The organism is Lactonifactor sp. BIOML-A5 (assembly GCF_009677585.1).
Classification (GTDB): Bacteria; Bacillota; Clostridia; order Lachnospirales; family Lachnospiraceae; genus Lactonifactor.
The window spans coordinates 200,776-226,378 of sequence record NZ_WKYV01000007.1; the positions used below are offsets into that span (position 1 = coordinate 200,776).

Sequence of the window (25,603 nt, forward strand, 5' to 3'; positions counted from 1 at the left end):
CTACCAATGATTTTAGATAAGATAAATCAGCCAAACGATATAAAAAAAATACCGCTGGAGGAATTTCCCCAGCTTGCTTCAGAGATCCGTCAGTTTCTGATCGAATCTCTGAGTAAGACAGGGGGGCATCTGGCCTCCAATCTGGGTGTGGTAGAGCTTACTATGGCACTCCACAATGTCATGGACCTTCCTACAGATAAGATTATCTGGGATGTAGGGCATCAGTCTTATACCCACAAAATCCTTACCGGACGAAAGGATGGTTTTGAGAATCTAAGAAAATATCAGGGGATGAGCGGTTTTCCGAAAAGGTGTGAAAGTTCGTGTGATTCTTTTGACACAGGACACAGCTCCACCTCTATTTCTGCAGGCCTGGGATATGTGGCAGGGCGGGATCTCAAAGGGGAAAATTATCGTGTGGTGTCTGTGATCGGCGACGGGGCCCTTACCGGGGGAATGGCTTATGAAGCTCTGAACAATGCCTCTGAGCTGAAAACGAATTTTATTATAGTGCTAAATGACAATAAGATGTCCATCTCTGAGAATGTAGGAGGTATTTCCCAGTACCTGGGGAACATACGCACTGCCGAAGCCTATACCGGACTGAAAATGAGTGTGACTAAAAGCCTCAATAAGATGCCCAGTGTGGGACCCGCTATTGTGAAAAAGATACACAAGACAAAAAGCAGCATCAAACAGCTTTTTATTCCGGGAATGTTTTTTGAAGATATGGGTATCACCTACCTGGGACCTGTGAACGGTCACGACATCCGCCAGACCATGCGTGTGCTCAATGAAGCCAAAAAGGTGGAGGGGGCAGTCATTGTCCATGTTCTTACGGAAAAAGGAAAGGGATATGAACCGGCCATGCGCCATCCCGCCAGGTTCCACGGAACCACTCCCTTTGATATCACCAACGGGATACCTACAAGCAGCGGGAGTAAAGCAAGCTACACGGACATATTTTCCACGGTAATGAGAAAGTTTGGCGACAGGAACCCGGATGTGGTGGCAGTGACTGCGGCCATGCCGGACGGGACGGGGCTGAAACGATTCCGGAATATGTTTCCAGACCGCTTCTTTGATGTGGGAATTGCAGAGCAGCATGCAGTAACCTTTGCCGCGGGTCTGGCGCTGGGAGGTCTGACACCGGTAGTTGCCATCTACTCTTCTTTTTTACAGAGAGCATTTGACCAGGTGATTCATGATGTCTGCATGCAGAACCTTCATGTGGTCTTTGCTATTGATAGGGCAGGATTGGTGGGAAGCGACGGGGAAACCCATCAGGGGTGCTTTGATTTGTCATATCTCTCTTTAGTTCCCAACATGACAGTGATGGCTCCGAAAAACAAGTGGGAGCTGTCGGATATGCTGAAATATGCAGTGGCTTATGACGGGCCGATTGCCATCAGGTACCCCAGAGGGGAGGCTTATGACGGCCTTGAGGAGTACAGGGAAGAGATTCACTATGGAAAAGGAGAATGGATTTACAGAGAGTCGGAGATCCTGCTGCTGGCAGCAGGGAGTATGGTGAAAACAGCAGTGAAGGTCAGAGAGATGCTGAAAGAAAAGGGACACAGGGTGTCTCTGGTGAATGCCAGATTTGTAAAGCCTATTGATACAGAAATTATCTGTGAAGCCGCAAGGGACCACAGCCTTATTGTCACTCTGGAGGAAAATGTGAAGAGCGGCGGGTTTGGGGAGCATGTGCTGGACTGTGTGAGCACCTGGAAGCTTCCGATTAAGGTGATGATCCGCGCACTGCCGGATCGGTTTGTAGAGCAGGGGAACGTAGGACTGCTTCACCAAGAGGTGGGACTGGATCCTGAGGCTGTATGCCAATCCATACTGGAGGAAAAAACCAAATGAAAGAGCGCTTAGATGTTTTACTGGTAAACCGGAATCTTGCCGCTTCCAGAGAAAAAGCCAAGGCAGTAATTATGTCAGGGAATGTATTTGTAGAAGGACAGAGGGAGGACAAGGCCGGAACCATGTTTCCGGACACAGTGGAGATCACAGTAAAAGGGAATCCCCTGAAATATGTGAGCAGAGGGGGCCTGAAGCTGGAGAAAGCTATGACACACTTTGGTCTGGAGCTCTCCGGAAAAGTATGCATGGACGTAGGTTCCTCCACCGGAGGATTTACAGACTGTATGCTTCAGAACGGAGCGGTAAAAGTATATGCAGTGGATGTGGGGCATGGTCAGCTGGATTGGAAACTGCGTCAGGATGAACGGGTAACCTGTATGGAGAAAACCAATATCCGCTATGTGCTTCCGGAGCATATACAGGAGCCGCCTCAGTTTGTTTCTATAGATGTATCCTTTATCTCCCTCACTAAAGTTTTGCTGCCCGTCCGGGAGCTTATGGCAGAGGCGGGGGAAATTGTCTGTCTGATCAAGCCTCAGTTTGAGGCGGGAAGAGAAAAGGTTGGCAAAAAGGGGGTAGTCAGGGATCCCAAAGTTCACGAGGAAGTGATACGAAAAGTAATTGATTACGCACAAAGTATCTCCTTTCGGGTTCTGCATCTGGAATTTTCTCCCATCAAAGGACCGGAGGGAAATATCGAATATTTGCTGCATTTGGTTAAATTCCCCGGGGAAGAGGATACACAAAGGCAGGTAACAGCAGAAATAAAAGAAATTGTAGAAAAGGCACACGGTACATTAGACTGACAGGTGAGGGGTATGAAAAAATTCTACATAATTACAAACAGCAGTAAAGATGAAGGATTGACAGTGACAAAAGAGATCGTGGGCTATCTGAAGGCACAGGGATGCCAGTGTACCATACAGACAGAAAGAGACCGGGATCCAAATGCAGGCTATCACTATACGAATGTTAAGCTGATTCCGGAAGATGCGGACTGCGTTATTGTCCTGGGCGGGGACGGAACCCTGCTACAGGCAGCCAGGGATGTGATAGACCGTCAGATCCCTCTGCTGGGTATCAATATGGGAACACTGGGGTATCTGGCAGAGATAGACCGTGATTCCATAGGGCCTGCCATTGATCATCTGATACGGGATGAGTACGAGATAGAGCGAAGAATGATGCTCACGGGGGATATGTACCGGGGAAATGAGATTATAGCCTCAGATATTGCCCTGAACGATATCGTGATTGTCAGGGACGGCCCAATGAGGATGGTCAGGTTCAAAAATTACGTAAACGGGGAATTCCTGAATACCTACACTGCAGACGGAATTATAATCTCAACGCCTACCGGATCCACCGGATACAGCCTTTCTGTTGGCGGGCCCATTGTATCCCCCGGCGCTTCTATGATTATGATGACACCCATAGCTCCTCATACGCTGAACACAAGGAGCATTATATTTTCTTCCGAGGATGAGATTACGGTGGAGATCGCCCAGGGGAAATCAAAAGGAGATGCCAAGGCTATCGCAAGCTTTGACGGGGATACGGATCTCACCATGACAACCGGAGATCGCATAGTGATACGCAGAGCCAAACCAGATACCCAGATTATAAAGATAAGTAATCTGAGCTTTTTGGAGGTACTGCGGCAAAAAATGAGTACCAGCTAATGTGTGAGGATAACATCTCGGGAGGGTACAAAACATGAAGATAGCAAGACATTCAAAAATCATTGAACTAATCAATCAATATGATATAGAAACACAGGAAGAGCTTGCCGACAAGCTTCAGGAGGCTGGCTATAAGGTTACCCAGGCCACTATTTCCAGGGATATCCGGGAGCTTAAACTTACAAAAATTGCGGATGGAATCGGACGTTCCAGATATGCGGTTCTCGAAAACAAGAATCAGAATATGAGTGAAAAATACACCAGAGTGCTGAAAGACGCATTCTTATCCATGGATATGGCTCAGAATATACTGGTAATCAAAACAGTGTCCGGGATGGCCATGGCGGCCGCTGCAGCCCTGGATGAACTAAACTGGGAAGAGATTGTCGGATGTATTGCAGGGGACAATACCATCATGTGTGCGGTAAAAAGTGTTGATGAAACACTGCTGCTCATGGAGAAGATCCGGCGGATCCTGGAAAACTGAAGAAACATCGAAAGAAGAGAGTGTAAAGGAGCAAAGATATGCTGGTTAATTTACACGTAAAAAATTTGGCACTTATAGATGAAATTGAAGTGGATTTTGCTGAAGGTCTTAATATTCTAACCGGTGAAACCGGAGCAGGTAAGTCTATAATCATAGGCTCTATTAGTCTTGCCCTTGGAGGTAAGATGTCCCGGGATATGATCCGGGAAAATGCACCCTTTGCGCTGGTGGAATTGGTGTTTTCTGTAAATAATCCTAAAATTCTGGAAGAATTGAAAAAACAGGATATTTTTGCAGAAGACGGGCAGATTATCATTACCAGAAAGATTACTGGAAACAGAAGCATCAGTAAGATAAACGGAGAAGCCTGCACAGTTGCCCAGATACGGGAAGCGGCGGGCAAATTGTTGGACATTCATGGCCAGCACGAACATCAGTCTTTATTATATCCCGCAAAGCAGCTGGAGATACTGGATGAATATGGGAAGGATAATCTGGCAGACAGCAGCCAAAAGGTCAAAGAGGCCTACCGCAGATACAAAAAACTGCAGGAAGAACTGGCGGAATACCAAATGGACGAAGAACAGAGGAAGCGTGAAATATCGTTTTTGGAATTTGAGATTCAGGAGATCACAGACGCAGACCTGAAGAATGGTGAGGATGGGGAACTGGAGCAGAGGTATCGAAAGCTGCTCAACGGAAAGAAAATTCTGGAGAACGCTGCTCAGGTTTACCAGATGTGTGCAGCAGACAACGGGTGCAGCGATCTACTGGGAAGAAGTCTGTATCAGATGACCCAGGTGGCTGAATATGACGATACCCTTGCACCTCTCTGCAGTGTTTTAAGTGATGCAGAAGCCCTATTAAATGATTTCAACAGAGAACTCTCAGGATACCTGGATAACTTCTCCTATTCGGAAGAAGAGTTTCATGAAATCGAAGAGCGCTTGGATTGGATCAATCATCTGAAAATGAAATATGGACAGAGCATAGAGCTTATTCTTATTAAGCTTGAGGAAAAAGAAAAACAGCTGGCTCGTCTGTTGGATTTTGAGACTGAAAAAGCCAGATTAATGACAGAATATAATATAGAAGAAAAAAAACTGTCCGAAGCCTGCCGGGAGCTTTCTGAAAAAAGAAAAGAGGAGGCCTTAAAGCTGGAATTAAATATTACAGAGGGCTTAAGAGACCTGAATTTTGCGGATGTAAGATTTAAAGTGAACTTTTCTGAAAAGGAACATTTTTCTGCAGAAGGAACAGATTCTGTGGAGTACCTCATTGCAACCAATCCCGGAGAGGCGTTAAAACCTCTGGCGAAAGTGGTATCAGGAGGAGAGCTTTCCCGTATTATGCTGGCCATCAAGACTCTGCTGGCGGACAAGGACGAGACGGAGACACTGATTTTTGACGAGATAGACACCGGCATCAGCGGCAGGACAGCCCAGAAGGTATCAGAAAAAATGGCAGTTATCGGGAGAAATCACCAGGTGCTGTGCATTACACACCTTCCCCAGATCGCTGCAATGGCAGATTCACACTACCTTATTGAAAAAAAAGTGACAAATATGGAAACCACTACCCGGATACGACGTATCGGTCAGGAGGCATCCATAGAGGAGATTGCCCGGATTCTCGGGGGTGCAAAAATTACCAGTACGGTTTTAGAGAGTGCACGGGAGATGAAGGATTTGGCACAGGTACAAAAAAATTCAAGAGTGAAATAAGCAAATAATCACATACTAAAAAAGGTACACGATGGTGTATCTTTTTCTTTTTTTGAAAGGATGTGATATTTTGCATAGAAAGCGTAATTATAGACGGTTTCTACTCGTATTATTATTATTGAATATAATAGGAATTGGTGTTTACAGCTATATTTCTATCAGAGATTCAATTCCGGATGATGTGCGAATCCGGGCAGAAGAACAGGACGGACTGGCAAGTATCCTGGAACAGAACCCTCTCATCACATATGATGATTCCCTTTCTGTCGCGGGTAATAAGACCTACACCATAGAGTGCCGTCTCTGTCATGTAATGCCTCTGAAAAAAGTGAAGGTGCAGATCGTAGAGGATACCTGGGTAGCTGCATCAGGTACTCCCATCGGTTTGTATATGGAGACAGAGGGAGTAATGATCATTGGGTCTGGAGATGTAGTATCGACGGACGGTATTGCCTATCAGCCGGCTGAGCATATCGTACAGGCTGGCGACTACATTCTGAAGGCCAATGGAACAGACATCACCAATAAAAACCAGCTTATCTCCATGATTAACGACAGCAACGGGGAGACGATGGAGTTACTTGTGGACAGGAATGGAGAGGAGATTCCGCTTTCACTTACACCACTTTTAGGGGAAGATAATTCTTATAAGCTGGGAATTTGGGTCAGAGATAACACACAAGGCATCGGAACTCTTACCTATGTGGACGCCCATGGGAACTACGGAGCACTGGGCCACGGCATCAGCGATGTAGACACAGGAGAACTCCTCAAACTGGAAAGAGGAGAGTTATACCAGGCGGAGATTCTCTCCGTTATGAAAGGATCTAAGGGAAATCCGGGAGAGCTCTCCGGTGTGATCAATTATCAAAAGAGCAATCAGCTGGGGTCAATCGACATAAACAGCGAAAAAGGAATATTCGGCACAATTCCCGCAGAATCAAGGGAATCACTGCATCTGGTACCTATGGAAGTGGGGCTGAAACAGGATGTTACAACAGGAAGTGCCAAAATTCTAACCACCGTAAAAGGAGAAACAAAAGAGTTCGACATAGAAATTACAGAGATTTTCTGGGATCAGGCAGATACAAATAAGGCATTTTCCATCCAGGTGACAGACCCTGAACTTTTGGAGTATTCCGGCGGAATTGTGCAGGGAATGAGCGGGAGTCCGGTGATTCAGAACGGGAAAATCATAGGTGCCGTGACTCATGTTTTCGTTCAGGATGCTACAAAAGGATACGGAATCTTCATTGAAAATATGCTGGGGTAAGCTGAAAACAGAAGGAGAAATAATGTCTATAATGTCGAAATGTGACGGAAAACACACAGAATTGTCAGCGGATTCAACTTGATTATACAAAGAATAAATACTATAATACAATTATCGCTCAGAAATGAAGAAGAGAGGGCGCCCAAAAATTTCTGACGACAACCGAGAACTATGAGGAAATATGGAGGAGTAGTAATGGAAAAATTGAATGTTGCCATAGCAGATGACAATGAAAAAATGCTGGATTTGTTGGGAAATATCATAAACGAAGACAAAGAGCTGGAACTGGTAGGACACGCAAGTAATGGGGAAGATATTTACGAAATTATACGTGAAAAAGAGCCGGATGTTGTATTGCTTGATATTATTATGCCGAAGGTAGACGGACTGTCAGTTATGGAACGGGTGGGAAGAGATGTAGAAATCAAAAAACATCCTGCATTTATTGTTGTATCTGCTGTCGGACAGGAACAGATTACGGAAGATGCTTTTAATCTGGGCGCAAATTATTATATTTTGAAGCCATTTGACAATAATATGCTGTTGAATCGTATCAAACATATAAAAAATACCATGAGCGGAAAGACAAAAGAGCTGAGAAAAGTAAATGCTTACGAAAACAAGGGGGATTATTTCGAAAGAAATCTGGAAGCTGATGTGACAAATATTATTCATGAGATTGGCGTACCTGCACATATTAAAGGATATCAGTATCTGCGGGATGCCATCATTTTATCTGTAAATGACATGGAGATGCTTAACTCAATTACTAAAATATTATATCCGACCATTGCAAAAAAACATCAGACAACTCCAAGCAGAGTAGAACGTGCCATCCGGCATGCCATAGAGGTGGCGTGGAGCAGAGGGAAAATGGATACCATCGATGAACTGTTTGGATATACAGTAAGTACAGGAAAAGGCAAACCAACCAATTCGGAATTCATTGCCTTAATTGCAGATAAAATTCGTTTAGAATACAAAAATAATTAGTAAGATCCTGTAACCGCCTTTTCATCTACCTAAAAATAGGCTATAATATCATTAATCAATGTTCTTACTCAAGGAGGATAACATATGAAAAAGATAATGTTTGTAGCATCTGAGGCGGTACCTTTTATTAAAACCGGAGGGTTGGCAGACGTTGTAGGTGCCCTGCCCAAATGTTTCGATAAAGAATATTTTGATGTTCGGGTAATCATACCCAAATATCAGTGCATGAAAGAGGAATTTAAGAATCAGTTACAGTATGTAGCTCATTTTTATATGGATATAGGATACAGAAATGAATATGTAGGAATTCTGGAGCTGGAATACGAAGGAATTCACTTCTATTTCATAGATAATGAATATTATTTTTCAGGATATCGCCCGTACGGGGACATTCGGTTTGACCTTGAGAAATTCGCATTTTTCTCAAAAGCAGCATTGTCTATACTTCCAGTGATTGATTTCAAACCGGATATTATTCACTGCCATGACTGGCAGACAGGACTGATTCCCGTTTATCTGAAAGACCAATTTCAGCTGGGTGACTTCTACAGAGAAATTAAAAGTGTAATCACGATACATAACCTGAGATTTCAGGGGACTTGGGATGTAAAGACCGTCCGTGAAATCACTGGGTTGCCGGATTACTTCTTTACGCCAGACAAGCTGGAAGCATACAAAGACGCCAATTATCTTAAGGGGGGGATTGTCTTTGCCGATGCTATCACGACCGTGAGCAATACGTATGCCGAAGAGATTAAGACAGAGTTTTATGGAGAAAAGCTGGACGGCCTTCTGAGGGCCCGTGCCAACAGCCTCAGAGGTATTGTTAATGGAATCGACTATGATGAATATAATCCGGCAACGGATCCATATATAACAAAAACTTATGATGCCAAAACGTTCAGGAAGGAAAAGGTAAAAAATAAAACTGCACTGCAGAGAGATCTGGGACTTGAGACAGATCCTAAAAAGATGATGATTGGTGTTGTATCCCGTCTCACCGATCAAAAGGGCTTTGACCTGGTTTCCTATATTATGGATGAGCTTTGTCAGGACCAAGTGCAGATTGTTATTCTCGGAACAGGGGAAGAACATTATGAGAACATGTTCCGGCATTTTGCCTGGAAATACAATGGAAAGGTATCTGCCAACATTTATTATGACGAGGCAATGTCTCACCGTATTTATGCGTCCGCAGATGCATTTCTTATGCCTTCTCTGTTCGAGCCCTGCGGCCTGAGCCAGCTTATGAGTCTGCGTTACGGAACTCTTCCGATAGTCAGGGAAACCGGGGGCTTAAAGGACACCGTGGAGCCTTACAACGAATTCGAGAACTCAGGCACTGGCTTCAGCTTTAAAAATTTCAATGCCCATGAAATGCTCGCCACCATCCGCTATGCGGAAAAAGTCTACTACGACAAGAAAAGAGAGTGGAATAAAATGGTGGATCGTGCCATGGCAAGAGATTATTCCTGGAACAGTTCGGCGAAACAGTATGAGGAAATGTATAATTGGCTGATTGGCTATTAACTGGAACAGCTAAAAAACCGTATAAAACCTGATAAATCTGCCATACTACCATAGTATAGAAAATATCAGGAGGTTATGTTATGACAGATTTATCAGAATTAGACGTTCAGAATCTTCGCCACTTAATCGGCGGCTACGAAACCACTCACTGTAAGATGCAGGATTATGCCCATGAGGCTCAGGATCCTCAGGTAAAGCAGTTTTTTCAAAAATCTGCGCAGTCCGCAATGGAAACTAAGCAACAGCTGATGCAGTTCTTACGGTAGGAGGTTAGAAAATGACAGAAAAAACAATGGTATCCGATACTTTAGCAGGCATTAACGGCGAATTAGTACGTTACACTGAGATGATTTCTCAGTCAGAGAATCCACAGTTAAAACAGACATTAAAGCAGATCCGCAATCAGTGTGAAATGTCTCAGGAAGAGATTTACCAGATTGCAAGAGCGAAGGCTTACTACGTTCCGGCTTCCAAGGCAACTCCGGAAGAAGTTGCCCATGTTCGTTCTTTATTTGAACAGCCGCAGATGCAGTAATAAACTGGTTTAAAAAGGAGTCCGTTTATAGACCCGGTCTATAAACGGATTCTTTTTCATTGGCTGTAGAAAACTCATATTGAACCTCCATTTTATGGAAATAAAATATAGTTTATAGGATTTTCAGAAGTTGGTCATCCCTTTGTCACAATTATTTTGTATAGTATAACTATGGCAGGCGTCAGCCCTGACAGAAGTCTGATGGAATGAATCTTTTGTCAGGATCATATGGTGCAACAGGGGAATGTATATGGAGGTTATGGTATGAAGTATATGAGTTATTACGAGGAAAACGGCAGAATAACAAAAAACGATTACCGGAGAATAGAAAAGACATTACAGGAAGAGGCACCTGATAAGTTTGAGAGGATGCTCCTTCGCAAAATGGAGTTTGTCAATGTGGAAGGATACATATCCCGTGATGAAGAACTTCCCCGTTATTATCTGTGCAGAAAGACAAAAGAAAATCATGAAGAATTTCTCTATCTGGAAAAGAAAAATGTCCAGAACGGCGTTGTATATAAGTATTGCTGTACCCTGACCCGCGAAGAATGCCAGGCGGTTATGGACGGTAATATTGTATGGATGCAGGAACATGAGCATCCTCTTGTGCGGGATCTCTACCGCCAGATGACGATTAATGGCCTGGAGCTTGGGGGGCTCAAGGAGTACGAGAGAAAGGTATATCAGTCCAAAAAGGACAGCAGAATTGTTTTTGATGAAAGAATTCAGCGGATCATAGGAAAACATGTCACCTTGTTTGAAGAAGAGGGGATGCGGGTGGACTGCCTCTTCGGGCATCAGGTACATATCAGCTACAGAAGAGATAAGACAATTCCCCGGATGATTGCCAATATGGTACAGAACCAGGAACAGGTTTCCGAAGATTTTGCATTTGCATAACAGTGTATAAAAGAGAAGAAGAGGTCAGCGGCAGGAAGCCCCTGGCATCTTCTTCTTTTTGCGGGCAAAATATGCTATAATAGCAAATATTAGGAGATTATATTACAATCGGCTGAATGGCTGCGTCGGGGGAGAATGCCTATGCACTTAAAATATACTGTATCAGACAAGGACTACCGGAGATTTATATGGAAGGAACTGCTTTTTGAACATGTATGGAATCCCTTGATTCTGTTAGCGTATTTTGCCTTTTGGCAGGTGACGTTTCTGTTGGCGCAATATGGGATGCTTAAGAGAAACCTGCCGTTTTTTATTTTGCTTCTGCTGTTTTTCATTGGAGTTATGGTGGAATTCTTGTTCCGGGGAGACAGACGGATACACCGGAAAGTGACAAATTACGGGGACTTACTTTATTTTACTTCTATTGAAGTGTTTATTATGGAAAAAGACGGAGACGTTAAAAATTGTATTCCCTGGAAGGAGCTGAAAAGACTGAGGGAGAATAAAAAGTGGGTATTTTTGTATTTCACAGACCTGCGATTTATTCCTGTAGAGAAAGCAGCCATTCAGGAATCCATGAGAGGTGAACTCAGACAGCTGCTGGAGAGCAAAAAACATATCCGGAAAGTCGGTCTTCGCTGGACTGTTCTTGTGCTGTGGGGCCTTATTACAGTCTTTGGAATGTATGCCGTGGGCAAGTCGGCAGTTTCCTATAACGGTAAGCTGTCGTGGAAGATAGAACAGTGGAAGAGTGTGCGCAAGGTGAGCCTTGACAGTGACAATATTTATGAGATTAGACTGGAAGGTATGATGGAACGTATTGGGAGAAGGATTGAAATATCCCCTCACCTGTCAGTGAAAGATTACTCTGTACATTTTCAGGCAGACGGCACCATTGATACTATTGATATGTTCTTATATGGATTTGACGGTAATTATAAACCCCACAGAAATTATCTTATATGGTATGACAGAGAAAAGGATAAAAGTCTGTATGTCAGGGTACAAAACCTGGAAGGTATTGAGGAAGATGGGACAGCCTATGACCTGGACAGCGATTTCGCCATCCTTGAAACTATGATGGAGAAAATTCCTCTGGAGGAAGACGTGTCTCAATGGAAGGAGAAGGAATACGGACTGCTCTACAAAGGCAATTATAACTGGGGATCCGATACAACAGGGATCCGGTTTATTGATAAGGATGGGGCAGTTTCGCTGCCCTCCCGGGAGGAATGGGAGATAAAGGGGCCGAGCCTTTCTGTCTACTGTGTGGGCAGGCAGGAGGAGATTACTCCGGTAAGATATGTATACAAAAAGTAAGGGGAATGGTGTATGAATGGAAGGAAGCTGGCACTGGCTGGGATAGCCGTTTTTGTCCTGATACTCGGCGGCTGTGAAAAGCCAATGTTTTTTGAGGCTCTGCTGAAGGATACGAATCAACTTTTCGGAAAAACGGAGAGTGAAGGGCAGACATCCGCATATGGATGGGATTTTGATAAATACTCACTTCCTCCTGCATTTGATCAGGAGACACTGGAGACCATAGGCGCCTTGTCCCCTGTCAATGAAGGTCTGGTGAGAGAAGTGAAGGATGAATACGAACGGGTGGAGGAATCCACAATTGAACGCTCCGATGATCCGTATCAGGTTCCCTGTGCAGATCCGGATATGTTTTGGGATACTGCCAGGGAAATGCTGAATCGTTATTTTACTGGCCTGACTGCTCAACACGGGACGTATGAGGAGCTTACACCTGAACAGAGGATAGATTACGCAGAAGTCCTGGACTGCCGTCTCATCGCAGGGGATCGGGGGGCATATGCGGCGGAAACCGTTGTGAATCTGCACGTGCCGGACGCAGAAACCTCTCTTTACAAAGAGTATGGCGTATCCTGGCAGGAGGATGTCATTCGATGCGCTCTGACTGTCTGCGGAGAGCAGGTATCTGATTATGTCTATGAACTGAAAGGGATTGTGCAGACAGAGGATGCCAGAAGCGTCGCAGACACTCAGGTGCCGTTTGTCCGGCCTGCTGTTCCCAGAGAAAAAGAAGGAACGTACCAGATTCAGGAGGAGACGCTCAGTGTCTCTTATGACAGGGGAAAAAGCTGGACCGCAGTTCCTGTGACTATGGAAGCTCTTTTTGTGCATACAGATATAGAAAGCCAAGGCGTGCCGGCGGCTCTGGACCAGGGCAGCTATGTTATCACTCCTGGATTCACCGCATTTTTGTATGGGGGAGAAGAGGGAAAGCCTGTAACAATGATTCTTTCCCGGGATCAGGGAAAAAGCTGGGAGGAAAAAAAGGTATCAGACCGGATTGCCGTAAGGCGCAGCTTTCTGTCGGTCACTGAAAACAGTATCTATGCAGTTACCGGAGGAGATAAGACAATGGGCTCGGAATACCAGGAGGTATTGGTCAGCAGGGACGGAGGGGATACCTGGGAGCTGTGTGCTTCCCCGTCGGAAAACGGGACATTTCTCACGCAGGATGTGAATTTTGTGAGCGACGAGGTGGGATTTATCACAGTAACCAGCCATGAAACCCCGGATTTTTACCGCACGGAGGACGGAGGAGCCTCCTGGACGCAGATGTCAGTGGAACTTCCGGTTCCTTATTACTCTGCCAATTTTTCCATGGCATGGGCGCCGTGGCAGGAGGGAGAACACCTGGTGATGTATGTAGGGCAGGATGAATATGCTCCATTTTCCGGAATGATGTGCCGTTATATCAGCCTGGATCAGGGGAGAACATGGTCCTTTGACGGATATGGGATAAGTCAGTAACCCCTTGACTTATCCCTTTTTTCATGTTACTTTAATACCGTACATTTCTAAATTTTCCGGCGAATCAGCCAAACTATTCCAGCAGATAACAGCAGATAGAAGGTGGGATGCCTATGTCCTGATAAGAGTGAATTTGAGAAAATAACAGGTTGACAAGAATTAAAAAAAAGTGTAGTATAATAGTATTGAAAAACGAACATAAGTTCGTTAACAAAAAGGAGACGGACAATGATTAAAGAGGATAAATTAAAGGCATTGGATGCCGCTATAGGACAGATAGAGAAACAGTATGGAAAAGGTTCTATTATGAAGCTGGGCGACTCCGGGGTGAATATGAACGTGGAGACAATCCCCACAGGTTCACTGAGTCTTGACATTGCCCTGGGCCTGGGAGGCGTCCCCAGAGGAAGGGTGGTAGAAGTATACGGCCCCGAATCCAGCGGTAAAACCACGGTAGCCCTGCATATGGTGGCAGAGGTACAGAAAAGGGGCGGAATCGCCGGATTTATTGACGCAGAACATGCTTTGGATCCTGCCTACGCCAAGAGAATTGGTGTGGATATTGATAATTTATACATATCTCAGCCGGATAACGGAGAACAGGCACTGGAGATTACGGAAACCATGGTGCGTTCCGGTGCAGTGGATATTGTAATTGTGGACTCTGTGGCAGCTTTGGTGCCTAAGGCCGAGATTGACGGTGATATGGGAGACAGCCATGTGGGACTGCAGGCTAGGCTCATGTCACAGGCGCTGAGAAAACTTACAGGAGTCATCAGCAAGTCCAACTGTATTGTTATCTTTATCAATCAGCTGAGAGAAAAAGTAGGGATTATGTTCGGCAATCCTGAGACGACTACAGGCGGCCGGGCATTAAAGTTTTACTCCTCTATCCGATTGGATGTGAGAAGAATTGAAGCCCTCAAGCAGGGGGGAGAGGTTGTGGGAAACAGAACCCGCATAAAAGTGGTTAAGAATAAGATTGCGCCTCCGTTTAAGGAAGCGGAGTTTGATATCATGTTTGGACAGGGGATCTCCAGAGAGGGAGATATATTGGATCTGGCAGCCAATGTGGGAATCATTAACAAGAGCGGTGCCTGGTATGCTTACCACGACGGCAAGATTGGACAGGGAAGAGAAAATGCCAAGCAGTACCTGAGAGAGAACCCTCAGATTATGGAGGAAGTGGAACAGAAGGTCAGGGAGCATTACGGTTTGACAGCCGGAGCGACGCAGGAAGGACAGGGGCCTGACAGCAGGGAAGAGACAGGGAGCGATGTATGATAGTCACAGGAATTGAACCTGTAACCAAGAAAAAATATAAAGTTGAGATTGACGGACAGCTTGCTTTTATGTTATATAAGGGCGAGCTGTCCCGTTATCATATCCGGATACAGGAAGAGATAGAAGAAGATACGTACCGGCAGATCCTCAGTGAGGTACTGGAAAAAAGAGCAAAGCTAAGAGCCATGCATCTTTTGACAAAGATGGATCGAACGGAAAAGGAATTGTATGAAAAACTGAAGAATGACGGTCATCCTGCGTGCGTGATTGAGGCAGCTGTAGCATATGTAAAATCTTACGGATATATCGATGACAGGCAGTATGCCCGAAAGTATATAGAATCCCAGAAAGAAAAAAAAGGATTTCGGAGGATTGCCATGGAACTGTCCCATAAAGGGATTTCCAGGGAACTAATTGCTGAGGCAGCAGAAGAGGCGGCGCTGCCCGAAGCCAGAGAGCAGATCCGGGAGCTGGTTCGAAAGAAGAAAAAGGAGGAACGTCTCAGTGAAAAGGAAAAGCTGAGACTTTACGGATTCCTTGCAAGACGGGGATTCTCCAGCTCAGATATCTGGGATGTCTTATCGGAGGAGCAGTAATAGACAAACTTCCGCCCTTCTGTTTGTACCATTCATAAACATTGTTATATTGTATAAAAGTATGCATGAAAGCTTGACATAATTGTTAAAACAGTATAAAATTGAACTGTTGTATTTGTACAATGAAAACTTAATAAGGAGGTGCTCCTGTGACAGGTGCAAGTGTAATCATTGCAATTGTTGCTGTGTTAGTCGCGCTGCTTATAGCTATTCCGGTTACTGCAAATGTAGCGGTTAAGAAAAAGATCGAAAAGGATGCAGAAACCATTGGGACAGCAGAGGTCAAAGCAAGGAACATAATAGATGAAGCATTGAAAACGGCTGAAACTAAGAAACGAGAAGCTCTCTTAGAGGCAAAAGAAGAATCCTTGAAGCTGAAGAATGAGGCAGAAAAAGAGACAAAGGAGAGACGTGCGGAAGTACAGAAGTATGAAAAGCGCGTTTTGTCTAAAGAGGAAGCGATTGACAAAAAAGCAGATGCGTTAGAGAGACGTGAGTCTGAAATTGCAACAAAAGAAGCAGATGTAAAGAAGAAAGAAAAGAGAGTTGACGAATTACATGATCAAGGAGTACAGGAGCTGGAAAGAATCTCAGGCCTAACCTCCGAACAAGCAAAAGAATATTTGTTAAAATCTGTAGAAGATGAAGTAAAAATTGACACCGCTAAGCTTTATAAGGAACTGGAAAGCAAAGCAAAAGAAGAAGCAGATAAGAAAGCGAAAGATTATGTAGTTACTGCCATACAAAAATGTGCAGCAGACCACGTAGCTGAATCTACCATCTCAGTAGTACAGCTTCCCAACGATGAGATGAAGGGAAGAATCATTGGTAGAGAGGGACGTAACATCCGTACATTAGAGACGCTGACAGGCGTTGATTTGATTATTGATGATACTCCGGAAGCAGTAGTATTATCTGGTTTTGATCCGATCAGGCGTGAAGTGGCACGCATTGCATTGGAAAAATTGATTGTAGACGGACGTATTCATCCGGCTAGAATCGAGGAAATGGTAGAAAAGGCGCAGAAGGAAGTAGAAACCATGATGCGCGAAGAAGGAGAAGCAGCGACACTGGAAGTTGGCGTTCACGGTATACATCCTGAATTGGTTCGTTTACTTGGACGAATGAAATTCCGGTCAAGCTACGGACAAAATGCATTAAAGCATTCCATTGAAGTAGCTCAGCTATCCGGCCTGTTAGCCGGAGAAATCGGTACAGATGTCCGTATGGCAAAACGTGCCGGCCTGTTACATGACATTGGAAAATCCATCGATCATGAAGTGGAAGGATCCCACATTCAGATCGGTGCTGACTTATGTAGAAAGTATAAAGAATCTCCCACGGTTATCAATGCAGTAGAATCCCATCATGGAGACAAAGAACCAGAATCCCTGATTGCCTGTATTGTACAAGCAGCAGATACAATTTCAGCTGCAAGACCAGGAGCCAGAAGAGAGACTTTAGAAACATATACAAACAGATTGAAACAATTAGAAGACATTACAAACTCTTTCAAAGGAGTGGACAAATCTTTTGCTATTCAGGCAGGAAGAGAGATTCGAGTGATGGTATTGCCAGATCATGTGAGCGACGCAGATATGGTATTGCTTGCCAGAGATATCTCCAAGCAGATAGAGGCTGAACTGGAATATCCGGGACAGATCAAAGTAAATGTAATTCGTGAAAGCCGCGTAATTGATTACGCGAAATAAAGGTACTTACTTGTAGTGGCAAAGCCCTTAAACCGTTGATATTGCTGAAAAGCAGCGGTTTAAGGGCTTTTTTAGCGTACATGATTGGTGTGTTGCTCTCAGAGGAAGTTATTGTCATATAAAGTGGAAAAGTTTGACTTGCTATAGGGGGATGTAAGTTATATGATAGAAATATAAAATTACAGGAGGACACCACAATGGGAAGAAGACCAAAAAATATGACGACTCTCCAGAGAATTGAGTTTGTAGAGCAGCAAATTGCGGACAAAGAGGCTGAATTAAAAGACTTAAAAGCCGAATTAAAGGAACTTAAAAAGAAGAAAGAAGAAGAGGAGATGGCTGCCCTGTACCTGGAAATCCAGAAGCAGGGACTGTCAATTGAGGATGCTTTACATAAAATTGCAGCAGAATAAATATAAGAGAAAAGAGCCTGTCTTGTCAGGCTCTTTTCTCTTGAAATCCTTGATTTAAAGATAATTATGCTGGCATTTTACACATTTCGAATCCCGGCTGCAGTGAAAGTGAAGGATAATATCATCCACACGGGTACAAGTGGCCTTTTTGTAGATTACGGTATGTATTACCTTACTTGCGTCTGCAGGACATTTGCTGTCAAATGTCAGGGTGTATTCATTGTCCTTATCGTGTACATGTTCTTCCATCATCGGCTCCTTGTGTCATATCGGATTGCAGCTGCTGTATGCAAAATCTTCAAGGCTCATATTAATGCATCCTTTGACAAGCAAACGACAGTTGCTGTATATTAAAGTATACAGCAAATGACAGAATTTTTCCAGATGCAGCACCTAATTCATTTGGGAAGGGAACTTCATCTTTTTTTCCTAACCTGATGGTGCTATAATAGTGACAGCATATATACGAGCGAAGGGAGATTTATGAAATGAATACAATCTATGGCACGGAAGGAGACTTCATTGATGCCGCACAGCTGCTGAGGATACTGACGGAACGCAATGAGGAGCTGCAATCACAGTTGGAGCTGGACAGCGATATGCTTGCCAAAGGAGTCCGGCTGGCAGAACAGATCTTTAAGAAGCATTCCTATGACTTCACCGTGGATACAGAAGTGTCCCATGCCTATGAGAGGGCATTAGAGCTTATGTATCCCCAGGAGGGAGCAGCAGATAAGCTTAAGATAATAACCAGGAACGGACTGTTGATCGCAGAATTGGCATCCAAGAAGCCTGAACAGACAAAAAAGATTTTTGTCTATAATGGAGGCGGCGATGAGCCACAGACGATTTTTATTGCGGTTCTGGACGGAAAAGATCTTTTAGAGCTTAAGGAATTTGACTGGGAACCAGTGAGATGCCATTACATAGAAAAAACAGACTTGCCTGCGTATGTGGCAGATGCCTTAGACGCTTATATCGCCTGAGGCATCTGTCCATGACGGAAAACCAGGAAGCCGGAAGCTGGAACAGGAAAAACCAGTTTCCGGCTTTTATAGACAGTGCAGGAGGAGAGGACACAAAATGAAAGGAAAAATCAAAAAACATACAGCCCTATGGCTGGCAGCCATCTTCTGGATTCTTTTGACTATGGCAGGGTGTCAGAATGAGGCTGAGGAGAGTGCGTATACCGGGGAGGAGACTGTTCAGGAAGATGCTGTACGGGAAGTCTCGTCTGCAGAAAGTTCCATGGAGGTAACATTTTTGGATGTGGGGCAGGCGGACTGCATTTTTATACAGTCAGAAGGACATTATATGTTGGTAGATGCCGGCAAAAATGAGGATGGAGATGCCATAGTATCTTTTCTTAGTGAAAAGGGCGTTGACAGACTGGATTATGTAATCGGGACCCACCCTCATGAGGACCATATCGGGGGATTGGATGAAGTGATCCAGGCTTTTCATATAGGAACTGTAATTCTTCCGGATAAGATACATACCTCACAGACTTTTGAAGATGTTCTTGGGGCAGTTGAAGAGAAGAACCTGGAGATTACTCTGGCACAGCCGGGCGATACCTATACACTGGGCGGGGGAAGCTTTACTGTCCTATCCCCAAATAAGGACTATGGAGATACACTGAATAACTGGTCGGTTGGAATTCGGCTGGTAAACGGCGGCAATAGTTTCCTTATGACAGGAGATGGGGAGCAAGAAGCAGAAGCGGATATTCTAAGTACCGGTCTGACCCTTAAATCAGACGTTTTAAAGGCAGGACACCATGGAAGCGAAACATCTAACAGCAGCAGGTTTCTGGACGCTGTACAGCCTCAATACGCTGTAATTTCCTGTGGGAAAGACAATCAGTACGGACATCCGGATCTGTCTGTTCTGGATGCATTCCGCGACAGAGGGATATCTGTGTTTCGAACAGACGAGCAGGGTACCGTTACAGCGGTCAGCGACGGAAACACCATTACCTGGAATCTGGAGCCTTCCCGTTCCATGGAAGCGGGCGTACGGCAGACAGAAACAGACAGTGAGGATGCAGAGCCTGTTAATCAGGATAACCGTGAAAAGGATACAGAGGAAGCGCAGGATACTGTTCGGGGGGAAGAGGAAGATATTGTCTATATAACAGAGACAGGAGAGAAATACCACAGAGCAGGGTGCCAATATTTGAGAAACAGTTCGCAGGAAATTGCAAGAGGGGAGGCTGAGGCGAGAGGCCTGACGCCCTGCAGCAAATGTAATCCATAACAGGGAGGAAAAGAAAGATGGGAGAAAAGAAAAAATGGATTGTAGACAGAATTGAAGGAGCTTTTGCAGTATGTGAAACTTTGCAGAAAAAGATGGAGGAGATTCCCCTGGATACGCTGGATTTTCAGCCGAAAGAGGGGGATGTGCTCAAAGAGAAGGAAGGGATTCTGTACAGGGACGAGAGAGCCACATCAGAGAGAAAAGAAGAAATCCGGAACAGATTTTCGAAACTTCTTAAAAAATAATACATGGATACCAGACATAAAAAGGAGTGATCGTCACATACATTGATAAGAGGGTGAGTGACGATGAATATAATGTTAAGCCAGGATATCAAAAAGCATTTTACAGCGTTTGTCTGTGTATATATGGTTGGATTCATACTGGGAATTATAGGTACAAATCTTTTGCATAAGGAGTTTCAGTATCCTTCCAATCTGCTGGGGATGTATTTTATGAGTCAGGCGGATCCGGATTATTCCGCAGGAAAGTATTTTTGCAGACTTCTGGAGAACAGAGGCGCCTGGTTCCTTTTTTATGGAGTGGGCGGGGTTACCTTTTTCGGAGTGCCCCTGGTAGTGGGAGGGCTTCTCTGGCTGGGGTTTTTGGCAGGCAGTCTTTTGACCATGTTTCTGATGGAATATGGAATCAGAGGATTGCTGTTGGGCAGTGCCTGTTTTGTTCCTCAGTGCTTCTTCTATATACCCGCTACGCTGAGCTTTTTTTTCATAGTATACCAGATGTCGCAGAAATTCTGGAAAAGGCAGAGCATCGGAAGAAAGCGTTACCAAAGCTATATTTTCTTTTTGATGGCCATAGGAATTGTTTATTTATGCGGTATCTTTATGGAGAGTTATGTCAATTATAAAGTACTGGTGTATGTGAAAACACTGCTTTAGACTCTGCATGGAAAATATTTCCAAAAAAGAGTTTACAGAAATTTTACTATATATGGTGCAAAGATTCCAGGACAGATCCGATATGTTGTGGATACGCAAAAAACCTTGAAAATAAGCGGTTTTTCCGTAAAAATTGTGTTTGATTTTCTGGGCATTTCTGCTTATAATACTCTTATGATTCATTGAAGGGTGAATTGCTTTTATAATACGCAAGACAAGGACAGACGCCATATGGACGATGCAATTCAAAATTTTTTAGCTTATTTACATAATACCAAAAACATATCAAGGAATACGGAGGTTTCATACGAGCGGGATTTAAAAAAGATGGTGCACTATCTGGAATGTCAGGGAGAAGATGATATCTGTATGGTGTCTTCAACAAACCTGAATTCTTATATGATGTATCTGGAAAAAGAACATTTTGCCCCCTCTACCATATCCAGGAGCGTAGCATCTATACGCGCCTTTTTTCAGTATCTGTATCTGGAGGGGATAAGGGCGGAGAATCCTGCAGAGCATCTGAAGGCACCAAAGATTCAGAAGAAAACGCCGGGGATTCTGAGTGTGGAAGAGGTAGATTTACTTTTGAAGCAGCCTGATAAGGTGACTCCCAAAGGGATTCGCGATCGGGCGATGCTGGAATTGCTCTATGCCACAGGCATCCGTGTCAGCGAGCTGATTCACCTGAAAGTAAAGGATGTCAACCTGCATCTGGGGTATATTATCTGTAACTCCGGAGAGGGAGAGAAAGAGAGAATCATCCCCTTTGGAAATATGGCCAGGAAAGCACTGACATCTTATGTGGGAAAGTACCGGGATATTCTGCTGGATGGGAATGAAAGTGATATTTTATTCTGCAACTGTTCCGGAAAACCTATGAGCCGTCAGGGGTTTTGGAAAGTGCTGAAGAGTTATGCGGTAAAAGCAGGGATTGAACAGGATATTACGCCTCACACGCTCCGCCATTCCTTCGCCGCCCATCTGCTGCAGAATGGAGCGGATATTAAGAGTGTCCAGGAGATGATGGGCCATGCGGATATTTCCACAACTCAGATATATCTGAATATGGGAATGAATAAGATGAGGGATGTGTATGTCAAAGCCCACCCGAGAAAATAAAACAGACAGATGCCCGGCTATGGGTGAGCCGGGCATCTGTCTGTTTTAGTATTGTCCATATTTTAAGGTTGCCTCTTTCCAGGCATGCATATTTTCGTGCTTTGCATTGTCAAGCATCAAAGAGCAGTCCATAATAAATCCCCCCTGGGGAGCCAGAATATCCAGCTGTCTTTTTGTCTCTTCAACGACCTGCTCCGGGGTTCCGAATGCCAGGAGGGCATTGGGAAGTGTACCGCAGATACATGCTACCTTTCCAACAGTATCTTTTACACGCCTCAAATCAACCTTCTCGAACATGTAAACCACTTTTCCTTTGGGCACATCGCACAGTGTATCCAGACGAGTATTGTAATTCCCTTCACAGAAGCAAACAGGAGTCATCCCATGTTCGATAACGGTCATGATACATTTTCTCAGACAGGGCCAATAATATTTTTCATAATTTGCCAGACTCATAAATTCATCTACCCCGCAGTGCAGCGGCATAAAGATTCTCTTGGCACCTCTGGATTTGTAGATTTTCACCAGACGTTCCACGTTCATCTCGGTTATCTTATTGACCGCACGCTCTAATTCGTCAGGGAATTCTATGATATCCATAGTGGTGCGGATGATGCCGCGTATGCTGTCTGCAAATGCGTCAAATGGAATAAAAAATGTACCCTGACAGTAGGTAGAGAATCCTTCCTCCCCAATCCAGCTTCTCACGTTTGCCATCTGTTCTGCCCTCTGCCGGGATGCTTTGCCGGCCGCCATGAGAGCCTGCAGAGCGTCCTGTACTTCAGGAGCTGAGAACACACTAAGATCGGCAAAAAATCCCGCATCGTATACTTCCCTCAGATAGAGCCGGCTAAGTCCTTTCAGATTTTTGTGCTTTCGTGGCAAAAGTTTCGTTATGGTAGTGTGCGTAGGATCTTGGATAAATTCCTCGTATTCTTCATCCTGCAGATAAGTTTCGTCCAGATGCTGAAAGGAAGAATCCAGGGAAAGACCGTGGGTTGGACCTGGCCATCGCAGATAATTAGTTCCCAGAGCCTCTAGAGCATCCATCGAGTAGATACCGCCGATATTCACGGCGTCCGGTTCATATTCACGCATAAAATTCCGGAATCCAGGTTCCATGTTCCGTGCGTCCTTCATAGCATCATAAAAAGAAATGCCATACCCATACATATAAAAGCCGCTCATCTTTGGAACAAAAGGTACCCGATCACCTTCCTGAAGCGCAATCGCGGTATCCACTCTCTTTTCTCTTTCAGCCCGTAATTCTTCTTTGTTCATGATATACCTCCTTGATATTGTAGGTTTTGCATAAGTTCTCTCTGCTGTATTGCTTTTTTGTACTCCTAAAAACCATTGCTTTGTGTTACAATAATTATATCATCAAAAAATAGACTGAAAAATTGTCTATCAAATATGAATTCCACTTTATAATATTTGGATATAATATACAACAGAAAGGGAAAGGATAAATTATGAATCTGCCTCTGATTACACTTTTGGATCGGATGAATCTTCAGACAGAGAGTCACCCCGTCTGTCCCCGCATATTAATGGTTAAAGGGATTCGCTTTCTCTCAGAACACACAGAGAGACTGAAAAAGGATTATTTATATATTGGCCCTGCCATCCCAAAAAAGGCGGAATATGAGAGGGGAACCGCTGCCCTGGTTTGTAAATTGGAGGGAGACCCCGGTTTTTTCGCCTTTCAGCTATCAGAAGGAGAGGAGGTAAGTTACATATTGAACCAGGCACAGGATGTACTTGAGGAAATGAACCAGTGGGAAGAACAGCTGAAAGAATTGATTTATGGACAGAAAGGGCTCCAGGAGATGATACAGCTTTTTTCCAAAATCATGGGGAACCCTGCGTACCTGGTAGATTCCAGTTTCAAAGTGTTGGCTATTGATAAAGCCCCAGTGCTATCAGAAATCAGCGCTATTTGGAAGCATCTAGTCACCTATGGATATCTTTCCTACGATATACTGGATCAGATGCGAAGAGCGGACGAAATCCGACTGATGGATTCTTATGAAAAGGCTGTGATTTTTCATCTGGACAGCTTTAACAACCCCTTTATCAACTATAACCTCCGTTGGGAAGGAAAGATACGTGGGCACTTATTTATTGTAGGATATTTCAAAAAAATCACCCCCGGGGATGAAGCTTATGCAGATTACCTGGGCAGGATGGTGCTTCTGGCACTGGAAAAAGATATGAAATATTCGATCTCCAGAGGAAAAGATTATGAAAATTTTATTCATCACGTTGTAAGCGGAACACTCAAGGAAAAAGAGGAGATAAACAGACAGCTTGCTCCGCTGATGTGGGATATGGAAGGGCGGTACTGTGTCATGCGTTATCTTCCGGAAGAGGAAGATGAGATACAGACAGAGGTTATGTGCGCAGAATTAGAAAACATGCACAGCAGCAAGCCGGTTATTATGGACGGGGAAATTGTAACTATTTTTTCACTGGAAGGAACTAAAGGAATTGAGAAGCTGGAAAAGCTTTTGGAGGTTTTTGTTGAAAAAAATGGAGGATATGCGGGACTCAGCGATGAATTTGATGGGTTCTACCGTTCATCGGTCTATTACAGACAGGCCCTTATCTGTTTAGATATGGGGAGAGAACTGCTGAAGAAGCCTTTTGTGAGCTACCGGCATTACGCAGTACTCCATCTTCTGTTTTTGGGGCAGAAAAATGTGGATATGAAGATGGTGTGCGACAAAGCAGTGTTCCGTCTCCTGGATTATGATCGGGAACATCATACAGAGTATTGTCATACGTTAGAGGTGTATATCAGAAATGAGAGAAATATTGGGGCGGCGGCAGAAGAATTATATATTCACAGAAATACCTTACTATACCGGATTGCCAGACTGAAGTATCTTACGGGGGTGGACTTGGATGATTATCAGACTCGGGTGAGATTGGGGGTTTCTTTTTATATTGTCAGGTATTTAATTAGGATTTAGGAGTGTAGCGCTTGGACTTCGGCTCAAGGTGATTCAGGACGGCAGGTTTGGATGGCGGGGGACGGTGAGAGAAATCCCGCGGCGGCGGGCTGGCTGGTTCGGGCGGGAGGGAGGGCTTAAGTTCCGGGGACACCTCCGTCGCGAAGAGAGTCTAAGACAAAACCGGAATCCCCGCAGGAGCACCGTTCGAATGGTCAAAGAATGCCTTATGTGCATTCTCTGCCCATGCTCACTTTTTTTCGGCCCTGACTGCCGAAAAAATCTCCAGCGTGAATCCCGGTTTTGCCTAAGACTCTCTACTCACTCCTGCGGAATCGTCCCCGGAACTTAAGCCTCCCTCCCGCCCAACCCAGCCAGCCCGCTGCCGCGGGATTCCTCTCACCTGAGTAAGGGAAGTTCCAGGGGGTTCGCTATTTATCCAAAACATCAAGCGGACAATAGTGAGAAATAAGAGGAAAAGTGTACAACTCTCAACCTTTCCCCCCGTTTTCCGTGAATGTGAAGTGAGTCTCTGCCAGGTCAAGGGAGGAGGTCTTGGGGCCAGGGGTACTGGGTGG

General features: G+C 44.5%; 25 protein-coding genes. 23 read left to right on the top strand and 2 right to left on the bottom strand.

The genetic code is table 11. From position 1 onward, the window contains the following. Positions 1–6 precede the first annotated feature (6 nt). The 17 genes from dxs (at position 7) to GKG41_RS08330 (ending at position 17,788) form a co-directional block, all read left to right on the top strand. Positions 7–1,869, top strand: a complete 1,863-nt coding sequence (gene dxs / locus GKG41_RS08250; protein ID WP_154258047.1) for a 1-deoxy-D-xylulose-5-phosphate synthase — start codon at positions 7–9, stop codon at positions 1,867–1,869. Then, positions 1,866–2,675 carry a TlyA family RNA methyltransferase gene (locus tag GKG41_RS08255; protein ID WP_154258048.1) on the top strand — a complete coding sequence of 270 codons (810 nt, stop codon included), beginning with the start codon at positions 1,866–1,868 and terminating at the stop codon, positions 2,673–2,675. Before dxs ends, GKG41_RS08255 begins: the two co-directional genes overlap by 4 nt. Positions 2,676–2,687: 12 nt before the next feature. Beyond that, positions 2,688–3,551, top strand: a complete 864-nt coding sequence (locus tag GKG41_RS08260; protein ID WP_154258049.1) for an NAD(+)/NADH kinase — start codon at positions 2,688–2,690, stop codon at positions 3,549–3,551. 34 nt (positions 3,552–3,585) lie between these two features. Further along, positions 3,586–4,038: an arginine repressor gene (gene argR / locus GKG41_RS08265; protein ID WP_072849983.1), complete on the top strand. Its 453-nt coding sequence runs from the start codon at positions 3,586–3,588 to the stop codon at positions 4,036–4,038. A gap of 38 nt (positions 4,039–4,076) precedes the next feature. Next, entirely contained in the window at positions 4,077–5,762 is a 1,686-nt protein-coding gene (recN, locus tag GKG41_RS08270) for a DNA repair protein RecN (protein ID WP_154258050.1), read from the top strand. Positions 5,763–5,832: 70 nt separating this feature from the next. Further along, a complete protein-coding gene (gene spoIVB / locus GKG41_RS08275) occupies positions 5,833–7,035 on the top strand; it encodes a SpoIVB peptidase (RefSeq protein WP_243140989.1) in 1,203 nt (400 codons plus the stop codon). Positions 7,036–7,230: 195 nt separating this feature from the next. Then, complete coding sequence (gene spo0A, locus GKG41_RS08280) at positions 7,231–8,028, top strand: sporulation transcription factor Spo0A (RefSeq protein ID WP_072849977.1); 798 nt, start codon at positions 7,231–7,233, stop codon at positions 8,026–8,028. Positions 8,029–8,112: 84 nt separating this feature from the next. Beyond that, the gene (gene glgA, locus GKG41_RS08285; protein ID WP_154258052.1) at positions 8,113–9,558 is read left to right on the top strand and encodes a glycogen synthase GlgA; all 1,446 of its coding nucleotides are present in this window, start codon (positions 8,113–8,115) and stop codon (positions 9,556–9,558) included. Positions 9,559–9,638: 80 nt separating this feature from the next. Then, positions 9,639–9,824, top strand: coding sequence for a hypothetical protein (locus GKG41_RS08290; RefSeq protein WP_072849973.1), 186 nt, complete (start codon positions 9,639–9,641; stop codon positions 9,822–9,824). Between the two features lie 11 nt (positions 9,825–9,835). After that, on the top strand, positions 9,836–10,093 hold the full coding sequence (locus GKG41_RS08295) for a spore coat protein (protein WP_154258053.1): 258 nt from the start codon (positions 9,836–9,838) through the stop codon (positions 10,091–10,093). A gap of 264 nt (positions 10,094–10,357) precedes the next feature. Next, positions 10,358–10,996: a VTC domain-containing protein gene (locus GKG41_RS08300; RefSeq protein WP_154258054.1), complete on the top strand. Its 639-nt coding sequence runs from the start codon at positions 10,358–10,360 to the stop codon at positions 10,994–10,996. A gap of 141 nt (positions 10,997–11,137) precedes the next feature. Next, positions 11,138–12,316: a YcxB family protein gene (locus GKG41_RS08305; RefSeq protein ID WP_173015534.1), complete on the top strand. Its 1,179-nt coding sequence runs from the start codon at positions 11,138–11,140 to the stop codon at positions 12,314–12,316. A gap of 12 nt (positions 12,317–12,328) precedes the next feature. Beyond that, the gene (locus GKG41_RS08310; protein WP_154258056.1) at positions 12,329–13,783 is read left to right on the top strand and encodes a hypothetical protein; all 1,455 of its coding nucleotides are present in this window, start codon (positions 12,329–12,331) and stop codon (positions 13,781–13,783) included. A 228-nt stretch (positions 13,784–14,011) separates the two neighbouring features. Further along, the gene (gene recA, locus GKG41_RS08315) at positions 14,012–15,067 is read left to right on the top strand and encodes a recombinase RecA (protein WP_154258057.1); all 1,056 of its coding nucleotides are present in this window, start codon (positions 14,012–14,014) and stop codon (positions 15,065–15,067) included. Beyond that, positions 15,064–15,663, top strand: a complete 600-nt coding sequence (locus tag GKG41_RS08320; protein ID WP_154258058.1) for a RecX family transcriptional regulator — start codon at positions 15,064–15,066, stop codon at positions 15,661–15,663. The genes recA and GKG41_RS08320 overlap by 4 nt, the downstream gene beginning before the upstream one ends. 149 nt (positions 15,664–15,812) lie before the next feature. Then, positions 15,813–17,375: a ribonuclease Y gene (rny, locus tag GKG41_RS08325; protein WP_084067701.1), complete on the top strand. Its 1,563-nt coding sequence runs from the start codon at positions 15,813–15,815 to the stop codon at positions 17,373–17,375. A gap of 197 nt (positions 17,376–17,572) precedes the next feature. Next, on the top strand, positions 17,573–17,788 hold the full coding sequence (locus GKG41_RS08330; protein ID WP_154258059.1) for a hypothetical protein: 216 nt from the start codon (positions 17,573–17,575) through the stop codon (positions 17,786–17,788). A gap of 54 nt (positions 17,789–17,842) precedes the next feature. Here the strand turns inward: GKG41_RS08330 and GKG41_RS08335 are convergent, their stop codons facing one another. Next, positions 17,843–18,037, bottom strand: coding sequence for a hypothetical protein (locus GKG41_RS08335; RefSeq protein ID WP_154265056.1), 195 nt, complete (start codon positions 18,035–18,037; stop codon positions 17,843–17,845). A 239-nt stretch (positions 18,038–18,276) separates the two neighbouring features. Between GKG41_RS08335 and GKG41_RS08340 the strand changes: the two genes are divergently transcribed. From GKG41_RS08340 to xerD, 5 genes are all read left to right on the top strand, one after another. Beyond that, on the top strand, positions 18,277–18,774 hold the full coding sequence (locus GKG41_RS08340) for a hypothetical protein (protein ID WP_154258061.1): 498 nt from the start codon (positions 18,277–18,279) through the stop codon (positions 18,772–18,774). Positions 18,775–18,871: 97 nt separating this feature from the next. Beyond that, positions 18,872–20,047 (top strand): ComEC/Rec2 family competence protein, encoded by a 1,176-nt coding sequence (locus GKG41_RS08345; protein ID WP_243140988.1) that lies wholly within the window; start codon positions 18,872–18,874, stop codon positions 20,045–20,047. Positions 20,048–20,064: 17 nt separating this feature from the next. Beyond that, a complete protein-coding gene (locus GKG41_RS08350) occupies positions 20,065–20,292 on the top strand; it encodes a DUF3006 domain-containing protein (RefSeq protein WP_154258062.1) in 228 nt (75 codons plus the stop codon). A 63-nt stretch (positions 20,293–20,355) separates the two neighbouring features. Continuing rightward, the gene (locus GKG41_RS08355) at positions 20,356–20,946 is read left to right on the top strand and encodes a stage II sporulation protein M (protein ID WP_154258063.1); all 591 of its coding nucleotides are present in this window, start codon (positions 20,356–20,358) and stop codon (positions 20,944–20,946) included. 231 nt (positions 20,947–21,177) lie between these two features. Next, positions 21,178–22,068 carry a site-specific tyrosine recombinase XerD gene (gene xerD, locus GKG41_RS08360; RefSeq protein WP_154258064.1) on the top strand — a complete coding sequence of 297 codons (891 nt, stop codon included), beginning with the start codon at positions 21,178–21,180 and terminating at the stop codon, positions 22,066–22,068. Positions 22,069–22,113: 45 nt separating this feature from the next. On the opposite strand, the gene GKG41_RS08365 is transcribed toward xerD, so the two are convergent. Next, a complete protein-coding gene (locus tag GKG41_RS08365) occupies positions 22,114–23,349 on the bottom strand; it encodes a uroporphyrinogen decarboxylase family protein (protein ID WP_154258065.1) in 1,236 nt (411 codons plus the stop codon). A 194-nt stretch (positions 23,350–23,543) separates the two neighbouring features. Between GKG41_RS08365 and GKG41_RS08370 the strand changes: the two genes are divergently transcribed. Next, entirely contained in the window at positions 23,544–25,046 is a 1,503-nt protein-coding gene (locus GKG41_RS08370; RefSeq protein WP_154258066.1) for a helix-turn-helix domain-containing protein, read from the top strand. Positions 25,047–25,603 lie beyond the last annotated feature (557 nt).

What these genes read in the sequence shown, in the direction of transcription:
- dxs (WP_154258047.1), top strand. Translation starts at nt 7, where the DNA reads ATGATTTTAGATAAGATAAATCAGCCAAACGATATAAAAAAAATACCG.
- GKG41_RS08255 (WP_154258048.1), top strand. Translation starts at nt 1,866, where the DNA reads ATGAAAGAGCGCTTAGATGTTTTACTGGTAAACCGGAATCTTGCCGCT.
- GKG41_RS08260 (WP_154258049.1), top strand. Translation starts at nt 2,688, where the DNA reads ATGAAAAAATTCTACATAATTACAAACAGCAGTAAAGATGAAGGATTG.
- argR (WP_072849983.1), top strand. Translation starts at nt 3,586, where the DNA reads ATGAAGATAGCAAGACATTCAAAAATCATTGAACTAATCAATCAATAT.
- recN (WP_154258050.1), top strand. Translation starts at nt 4,077, where the DNA reads ATGCTGGTTAATTTACACGTAAAAAATTTGGCACTTATAGATGAAATT.
- spo0A (WP_072849977.1), top strand. Translation starts at nt 7,231, where the DNA reads ATGGAAAAATTGAATGTTGCCATAGCAGATGACAATGAAAAAATGCTG.
- glgA (WP_154258052.1), top strand. Translation starts at nt 8,113, where the DNA reads ATGAAAAAGATAATGTTTGTAGCATCTGAGGCGGTACCTTTTATTAAA.
- GKG41_RS08290 (WP_072849973.1), top strand. Translation starts at nt 9,639, where the DNA reads ATGACAGATTTATCAGAATTAGACGTTCAGAATCTTCGCCACTTAATC.
- GKG41_RS08295 (WP_154258053.1), top strand. Translation starts at nt 9,836, where the DNA reads ATGACAGAAAAAACAATGGTATCCGATACTTTAGCAGGCATTAACGGC.
- GKG41_RS08300 (WP_154258054.1), top strand. Translation starts at nt 10,358, where the DNA reads ATGAAGTATATGAGTTATTACGAGGAAAACGGCAGAATAACAAAAAAC.
- GKG41_RS08305 (WP_173015534.1), top strand. Translation starts at nt 11,138, where the DNA reads ATGCACTTAAAATATACTGTATCAGACAAGGACTACCGGAGATTTATA.
- GKG41_RS08310 (WP_154258056.1), top strand. Translation starts at nt 12,329, where the DNA reads ATGAATGGAAGGAAGCTGGCACTGGCTGGGATAGCCGTTTTTGTCCTG.
- recA (WP_154258057.1), top strand. Translation starts at nt 14,012, where the DNA reads ATGATTAAAGAGGATAAATTAAAGGCATTGGATGCCGCTATAGGACAG.
- GKG41_RS08320 (WP_154258058.1), top strand. Translation starts at nt 15,064, where the DNA reads ATGATAGTCACAGGAATTGAACCTGTAACCAAGAAAAAATATAAAGTT.
- GKG41_RS08330 (WP_154258059.1), top strand. Translation starts at nt 17,573, where the DNA reads ATGGGAAGAAGACCAAAAAATATGACGACTCTCCAGAGAATTGAGTTT.
- GKG41_RS08335 (WP_154265056.1), bottom strand. Translation starts at nt 18,037, where the DNA reads ATGGAAGAACATGTACACGATAAGGACAATGAATACACCCTGACATTT.
- GKG41_RS08340 (WP_154258061.1), top strand. Translation starts at nt 18,277, where the DNA reads ATGAATACAATCTATGGCACGGAAGGAGACTTCATTGATGCCGCACAG.
- GKG41_RS08345 (WP_243140988.1), top strand. Translation starts at nt 18,872, where the DNA reads ATGAAAGGAAAAATCAAAAAACATACAGCCCTATGGCTGGCAGCCATC.
- GKG41_RS08350 (WP_154258062.1), top strand. Translation starts at nt 20,065, where the DNA reads ATGGGAGAAAAGAAAAAATGGATTGTAGACAGAATTGAAGGAGCTTTT.
- GKG41_RS08355 (WP_154258063.1), top strand. Translation starts at nt 20,356, where the DNA reads ATGAATATAATGTTAAGCCAGGATATCAAAAAGCATTTTACAGCGTTT.
- xerD (WP_154258064.1), top strand. Translation starts at nt 21,178, where the DNA reads ATGGACGATGCAATTCAAAATTTTTTAGCTTATTTACATAATACCAAA.
- GKG41_RS08365 (WP_154258065.1), bottom strand. Translation starts at nt 23,349, where the DNA reads ATGAACAAAGAAGAATTACGGGCTGAAAGAGAAAAGAGAGTGGATACC.
- GKG41_RS08370 (WP_154258066.1), top strand. Translation starts at nt 23,544, where the DNA reads ATGAATCTGCCTCTGATTACACTTTTGGATCGGATGAATCTTCAGACA.